The sequence below is a fragment of the Pseudoalteromonas atlantica genome, from assembly GCA_007988745.1.
Taxonomy (GTDB): domain Bacteria; phylum Pseudomonadota; class Gammaproteobacteria; order Enterobacterales; family Alteromonadaceae; genus Pseudoalteromonas; species Pseudoalteromonas atlantica.
Genome location: BJUT01000050.1, coordinates 23,022 through 29,758, shown reverse-complemented (window position 1 = coordinate 29,758; position 6,737 = coordinate 23,022). Strand labels below are relative to the sequence as shown.

5 protein-coding genes, 2 tRNA genes and 1 pseudogene are annotated in these 6,737 nt (G+C 40.2%); 2 read left to right on the top strand and 6 right to left on the bottom strand.

All coding sequences use genetic code 11. The features are described from left to right. Positions 1-15: 15 nt before the first annotated feature. The 6 genes and pseudogenes from PAT01_RS16405 to PAT01_RS16380 all read right to left on the bottom strand — a co-directional run bounded on the left by PAT01_RS16405 (position 16) and on the right by PAT01_RS16380 (position 4,783). A tRNA-Cys gene (locus PAT01_RS16405) sits at positions 16-89 on the bottom strand. 27 nt (positions 90-116) lie between these two features. Beyond that, positions 117-192 (bottom strand) — tRNA-Gly (locus PAT01_RS16400). Between the two features lie 208 nt (positions 193-400). Beyond that, positions 401-946 (bottom strand): CDP-diacylglycerol--glycerol-3-phosphate 3-phosphatidyltransferase, encoded by a 546-nt coding sequence (gene pgsA, locus PAT01_RS16395; protein ID WP_024033647.1) that lies wholly within the window; start codon positions 944-946, stop codon positions 401-403. A gap of 42 nt (positions 947-988) precedes the next feature. Further along, positions 989-2,812, bottom strand: coding sequence for an excinuclease ABC subunit UvrC (uvrC, locus tag PAT01_RS16390; protein ID WP_154945842.1), 1,824 nt, complete (start codon positions 2,810-2,812; stop codon positions 989-991). Between the two features lie 11 nt (positions 2,813-2,823). Continuing rightward, positions 2,824-3,473, bottom strand: a pseudogene (gene uvrY / locus PAT01_RS16385) (UvrY/SirA/GacA family response regulator transcription factor). Positions 3,474-3,631: 158 nt separating this feature from the next. Continuing rightward, positions 3,632-4,783, bottom strand: a complete 1,152-nt coding sequence (locus tag PAT01_RS16380; protein ID WP_024033649.1) for a dicarboxylate/amino acid:cation symporter — start codon at positions 4,781-4,783, stop codon at positions 3,632-3,634. A gap of 366 nt (positions 4,784-5,149) precedes the next feature. Between PAT01_RS16380 and cysK the strand changes: the two genes are divergently transcribed. Together cysK and PAT01_RS16370 are read left to right on the top strand one after the other, a co-directional pair. Next, complete coding sequence (cysK, locus tag PAT01_RS16375; protein WP_154945841.1) at positions 5,150-6,118, top strand: cysteine synthase A; 969 nt, start codon at positions 5,150-5,152, stop codon at positions 6,116-6,118. 146 nt (positions 6,119-6,264) lie between these two features. Next, the gene (locus PAT01_RS16370; protein ID WP_029773124.1) at positions 6,265-6,699 is read left to right on the top strand and encodes a hypothetical protein; all 435 of its coding nucleotides are present in this window, start codon (positions 6,265-6,267) and stop codon (positions 6,697-6,699) included. Positions 6,700-6,737: the final 38 nt, after the last annotated feature.

Below are 6,737 nucleotides of genomic sequence, written 5' to 3'. Positions count from 1 at the left end.
ATGTGGAGTGTTGAATGGAGGCGGAACCCGGAGTCGAACCGAGGTGGACGGATTTGCAATCCGCTGCATGGCCACTCTGCCATTCCGCCAAACCGTTGGACAACCTAATGAAAACTTGGAGCGGCACACGAGGCTCGAACTCGTGACCTCGACCTTGGCAAGGTCGCGCTCTACCAACTGAGCTAGTGCCGCATTATTATTTAATTATCTGCGTTATTCAACATCTTGCGATGTTTACGCTGCTAACTAAGTAACTTTGGTTTTCTTTATCTTAGGGGCTATGCCCTCTCAACACGGACGCATTCTACAGAGATTATTAAACGCGTCAACACAAAAAATGCCACTTTTGAACTGTTTGATTATTTTTTATCTAAAACGGTGCGTTATTAGACGTTTACAATCAATTTTTGGTCAATTCACTCCATGCAGCCATTAAATATTGCACCATAGAGCTCAGTGTTAAATAGGTGGCTATATACAATAAAGCAAAACTTAAATAGATCATCCACGTATCGTATTGCCAAATTAGGCCAATAATCGCCAGCATTTGCGCCGCGGTTTTTATTTTGCCCATATTTGATACTGCAACGTTTCCACGTTTGCCTTGTTCGGCCATCCATTCACGTAATGCAGATATCACTATTTCACGGCTAATAATAATAAGGGCCGGAATCGTCATATACATAGACTGATAATGATCAGAGAGCGCAACAAGTGCAGCACACACCATAACCTTATCGGCTACAGGGTCTAAAAACGCACCAAAAGGCGTAGATTGCTCTAGCTTTCGTGCTAAATAGCCATCAAGTATATCGGTGATTGATGCAAGCCAAAAAATAAAAGCGGCAGCAAAAAACGCCCAGCTATAAGGCAAGTAAAATATCACCAAAAATATGGGGATAAGAAAAAGTCTAAAGGTTGTGAGTGTGTTTGGAATATTCCACATAACTACTTGGATATGTCTTTTTTTCTATATTCGCATGAAGGGCTAGCCCTTGTCATGCAAATGGTTAAATATCTTCTCAGCCATGTCAGGACTGATCCCAGGAACTTTCTTTAACTGTTCTATATTAGCAGCTTTTACCCCTTGCATGCCCCCTAAATATTTTAATAATGTTTGGCGGCGCTTAGAACCTACTCCGTTGATCTCTTCTAATAATGATTGCGTGCGCTGTTTTTGGCGCTTATTACGGTGCCCTGCAATAGCAAATCGGTGCGACTCATCGCGAATATGCTGGATTAAATGTAGTGCTGGCGCATCCGAATCCATAGGAATCGTTTTTCGCCCGCCATCAATTAATAAGGTTTCAAGGCCTGGCTTTCTGCTTGTGCCTTTTGCTACACCGACTAACAGCGGCATTTTAGCATGTGGCCACGTGGCAAAATACTGCTCTGCACGGCCTAGTTGCCCTTTACCACCGTCAATGAATATAACGTCAGGAATTTTGTCTTCATCTACTACTTTGTTGTAGCGTTTGTTCAGTGCAAACTCCATTGCCGCGTAATCATCACCGCCGGTTATACCCGTTACGTTGTAGCGTCTGTACTCTTTGTTATTTGGCCCTTGCGAATCAAATACTACACAACTGGCTACTGTGTTCTCCCCCATGGTATGGCTGATATCAAAACATTCCATTCTGTTTATATCATCTAAGCCTAGGGTCGCTTTTAATTGTGCATAACGTTTATTTATAGAGTCTTGCGTACTTTGTTTAACGGTAATGCTGTTTAATGCGTTTTTATTGGCAAGCTGAAGGTATTGTGCTCGCTCCCCGCGGGTAACCACTTTAAGCGATACTTTGCGCTCACTAATTTGCGTAAGAGCTTCACTTAATGCGCTACTTTCTTCAATCTCGAACGGTAAAATAATTTCTTTTGCTATGCGCCCTGTCGCACCAGGCGCTAAATAATATTGCCCTAAAAACGAAGTGAGTATTTCCTCTTGCCCCGAATCTTTAGGGACTTTTGGAAAATAGGTTTTACTGCCTAGCACTTTATGATCACGGATCATTAATAAATGAATCCCATTTAATCCATTTAAGTGCGCAAAACCTACCACATCCATTTCAGCAAAATTACCTGAAATAGACTGCTGCTCCTGCATTTTGCGCAGTAGCATAATTTGGTCACGCACTTTAGCTGCGAGCTCAAAGTTAAGGTCTTTACTCGCCGCTTCCATTTTTTTTATTAAATCGGCTATTACTTCGTGCGACTTACCTGTTAAAAACTTACGTACATAATCAACTTGTTCGCCGTACTCTTGCTCTGTCACTTTATTAACACACGGTGCTGAGCAGCGCTTTAGCTGATACTGTAAACACGGGCGGCTTCTGGCACGGTAATAGGCATCTTCGCACTGACGTACAGGAAATATTTTTTGCATTAAACGCAAACTTTCCGACACTGCGCCAGCACTTGGGAAAGGGCCAAAATACTCGCCTTTTACCTTGCGACTGCCTCTATGAAAGGCTAAACGCGGATGTTTATGACTGGTAAGTAATATATAGGGGTATGACTTATCATCACGTAATAAAATGTTATAACGCGGCTGATATTTTTTTATAAGGTTGTTTTCAAGCAGCAGGGCTTCGGTTTCGGTGTTTGTGAGTGTAACTTCAATATCGCAAATATTACTCACTAACACACGGGTTTTACTGTCGGTTAGATTAGATCTAAAGTAGCTATTTACCCGTTTTTTTAAGTTTTTAGCTTTACCGACATAAATAACTTGTTGTTCACTATCAAGCATACGGTATACACCCGGTTCACTTGATAGCGTTTTTAAAAATTGGGCGTGATCGAATTCAGACATAAATTAAAAAATTAATGAGATACGTCTATATCAATCATTTTATGGCGAATAGCCAAATGAGTAAGCTCAACGTCGCCCCCTACGTTTAATTTTTCAAACATACGGTAACGGTAGCTGTTCACTGTTTTTGAGCTTAAATTTAAGCGCTCGGCAATATCTTGAGCTTTTTCACCTTTGGTGATCATTAGCATAATTTGTAGCTCGCGCTCAGATAAGCTTTGAAAAGGGTTTTCATCGGTACGCCCTGTTACTTGCGCAAGGGCTATTTGTTGTGCAATTTCTGGGCGATATAACGCTGGCCTGCATGAACAGAACGTATAGCACGAACCATTTCATCAGAGCCTGCACCTTTGGTTAAAAAGCCATGCGCGCCAATTTGCATCACTTTTGATGGAAACGGGTCTTCGCAATTAACCGTAAGCACAATAATTTTTACATCTGGGCAATAGCGACAAATCTTTTTAGTGGCCTCTAAGCCACCCATGCCAGGCATGTTCATATCCATTAATACAATATTAGGTGCGTGCTGGCGACAAAACTGTACCGCAGCCTCTCCATCTTTAGCTTCGCCTACCACTTTAAAACCACGTACATCATCTAATATACGTTTTATACCAGTTCGTACCAGCTCATGGTCATCAACTAAAAGCACATTAATCAATGTAATACCCTCATTAACCTAACAATACGCGACAAACAATCTAATTTGCCACATTACCACAGTTAAAGCGAAACAATAACTAATATTATTGCTTCGCTTTAGGTGTACTCATCTTTTAGCATTATTTTACTACTGCTAAAAACCAGTACTTTAGTTTTTTATGACGCTGCTTTTTCGCTAAAACGGTCTACCCATAGGGCAATAATACCATCGCCTGTTACATTACACGCAGTACCAAAGCTATCTTGCGCAAGGTAAAGTGCAATCATAAGTGCAACAGCGCCTTCGTTAAAGCCAAGCATACTGGTTAATAAACCGAGCGCCGACATTACTGCTCCACCAGGTGCACCTGGCGCTGCAATCATTACTACCCCTAACATCATAATAAACGGCAGCATCCCCATTAAAGAAGGTACTTCCATGCTTGGCGATAAAAACATAACGGCCATTGCACACGTCACAATCGTAATGGTAGAACCCGATAAATGAATAGTAGCGCACAGTGGCACTGTAAAGTTTGCTACATCTTCTTTTACGTTATTTGCTTTGCTTGATTGCAAAGACACCGGAATGGTTGCCGCGCTCGACATTGTCCCCAGTGCTGTAAAATAAGCAGGAAGCATATTTTTAACGAGCTCCAACGGGTTACGTTTAAGTAATATCCCCGTAGAAACATATAATACGGTTAGCCACAGCCAGTGCATAACAAGTGCTGCAATAAGCACTACACCAAAGGTTTGCAATGTATCTACCACGGTACCTGCTACGGTCATTTCTGCAAATACACCTGCAATGTAAAATGGTAATGCCGGAATAATTACTTTAGATAATAAAGCATCGATTACATCGCGACCCTGATCAGACACTTTTTTAAGTGTTTCTAATTCAAGTTGGCTCATGCCAATACCAAACACAAATGCAGTCACAAGCGCTGTCATTACACCCATCAGCGGTGGAATTTCTAAATCAATAAAACTGCCAATTTCAGTGGCAACTTCGGCTTCAAACGTAATATTGCCACTTAGCAGTGGAATAACCGCACTCACTAATAAAAAGGCAAGCGTACCTGCAATTACTGTAGAGCTATAAGCAAAGCCAACGGTTTTACCTAATAAATGGCCAGACCCTTTAGGCAAGCCCGCAATGCCCGAAGCAATAAAAAATAAAATAATTAATGGAATGGTAAAAGAAATGAGTTGGCCAATAAGTTCTTTAACAGTAAATAAAAGCTCAACACCTGTGAGAGGCACATAAAGCCCGACCAAAATACCGGCCACAATACCGGCAATTAATTTTAAGATTAACTTCATTGTGATTGCTTAGTTGAATATAGATAGAGTGTTTTTAACATGTTTTAGGCGCATTGTGTGATAAAAGTATTCAAGTTATATTCATGTGCGCAAATAACACACAAAAACATCGCAATAATTAGCCTACTCTGAGCATTTTTTAACTACGTGGCGAAATTTACTCTTTAAATTTAAAAATGAGCCCGCATCTTTAATAACTAAAGCAACAATAATAACTAATTTTTATTTCGGCTGGTTATAAGCCCAATAGATATATGTTATAGCCAAACTTTACTTTAGTTTTTTTAAACTCGCAGTAAAGTGTATTTATATAGTTAATAGCAAAGGCTATTAACACATTGATCAGATTGTATCCAAAGGAACATTATGTCTACTATTTTTGAAGATAACTCACTAAGCATTGGTAATACACCACTGGTAAAACTTAATCGCGTAACAGGCGGAAACGTTTACGCTAAAGTAGAATCGCGTAATCCTAGCTTTAGTATTAAATGTCGTATTGGTGCATCAATGATTTGGGAAGCTGAAAAATCAGGTCAGCTTGTTGAAGGTAAAGAACTAATTGAACCTACATCGGGTAATACAGGTATTGCCCTTGCATTTGTTGCAGCAGCACGTGGTTACAAATTAACACTTACCATGCCAAATACAATGAGCCTAGAGCGCCGCAAACTATTAAAAGCATTAGGCGCTAACTTAGTGCTTACAGATGGCGCTAAAGGTATGAATGGCGCAATTGAAAAAGCAAAAGAAATTCAAGCAACAGATCCAGAAAAATACATTTTATTACAACAGTTTGAAAACCCAGCTAACCCTAAAATTCACTTTGAAACAACCGGCCCAGAAATTTTTGAAGCGCTTGATGGTAAAGTAGACTTTTTTGTAGCAGGCGTAGGCACTGGCGGTACTATTACAGGTGTTAGCCGTTACCTTAAAAACGAAAAAGACCTAGATGTTAAAGCGATTGCAGTTGAGCCAACTAACTCACCTGTTATTAGCCAAACGCTTGCAGGCGAAGAAGTAAAACCAGGTCCACATAAAATTCAAGGTATTGGCGCAGGGTTTATTCCTGGTAACCTTGATTTAAGTGTGATTGATGGTGCTGAGCAAGTATCAAACGAAGATGCTATTGCAATGGCTCATGAGCTAATGAAAAAAGAAGGTATTTTAGTGGGTATTTCATCAGGCGCAGCTGTTGTTGCCGCTAAACGCCTTGCTGAAAAGCCAGAAAACGCTGATAAAAATATTGTGGTGATTTTACCAAGTGCCACAGAGCGTTACCTGTCTAGCCCAATGTTTGCTGAAGAATTTAGCGAGCAAGAATTAGTACAGTAAACTTCTCTCCTTGAGATACTTAAAAGGATGCTTATGGCATCCTTTTTTATTATTTATGATTCAATTTTCTATTTATTCCCCAGTGCTGCTTTACATCTTGTTTAATTAACCACACACTTTAAAAAAACTAATTAAAAACATTCAACATGAAAAAAATAACAGCTTATTTAAGTTTTATCGTATGCTTATTTTTAGCCGCCTGTGGCGATAGCGTACAAACGCTGGGCGACTCACCGGGCGATACAGCCACCGCTTACTTTGATGCATTGTATAATCAAAAAGATTTACAAAAAGCCAGCACAATGGCCACCCCTAACCTCAGCCGAATTATGAAATCCTATGGTACTGCTAAACAATTTGCCCGAAACTTAGTAAACCTGCAATACGATGAAGTAGTAATTGAAGTCGATATGACCAACATGAGCGTACGCGAACAATATGGCGATAACGCCAAAATAAACCTCATTTTTACAGGCTACTTTAATGGCGATAAAGTCGATGATATGCGCAGCGTTAAAATGCTTCGTAAAAAAGGGAAATGGTATATAGATAAAATAGTTGCAGACCCTTACGCACGCTAACTTATACACCACAAAAAAGGCCTTACATATGTAAGGCC

What these genes read in the sequence shown, in the direction of transcription:
- uvrC (WP_154945842.1), bottom strand. Translation starts at nt 2,812, where the DNA reads ATGTCTGAATTCGATCACGCCCAATTTTTAAAAACGCTATCAAGTGAA.
- cysK (WP_154945841.1), top strand. Translation starts at nt 5,150, where the DNA reads ATGTCTACTATTTTTGAAGATAACTCACTAAGCATTGGTAATACACCA.
- PAT01_RS16380 (WP_024033649.1), bottom strand. Translation starts at nt 4,783, where the DNA reads ATGAAGTTAATCTTAAAATTAATTGCCGGTATTGTGGCCGGTATTTTG.
- pgsA (WP_024033647.1), bottom strand. Translation starts at nt 946, where the DNA reads ATGTGGAATATTCCAAACACACTCACAACCTTTAGACTTTTTCTTATC.
- PAT01_RS16370 (WP_029773124.1), top strand. Translation starts at nt 6,265, where the DNA reads ATGAAAAAAATAACAGCTTATTTAAGTTTTATCGTATGCTTATTTTTA.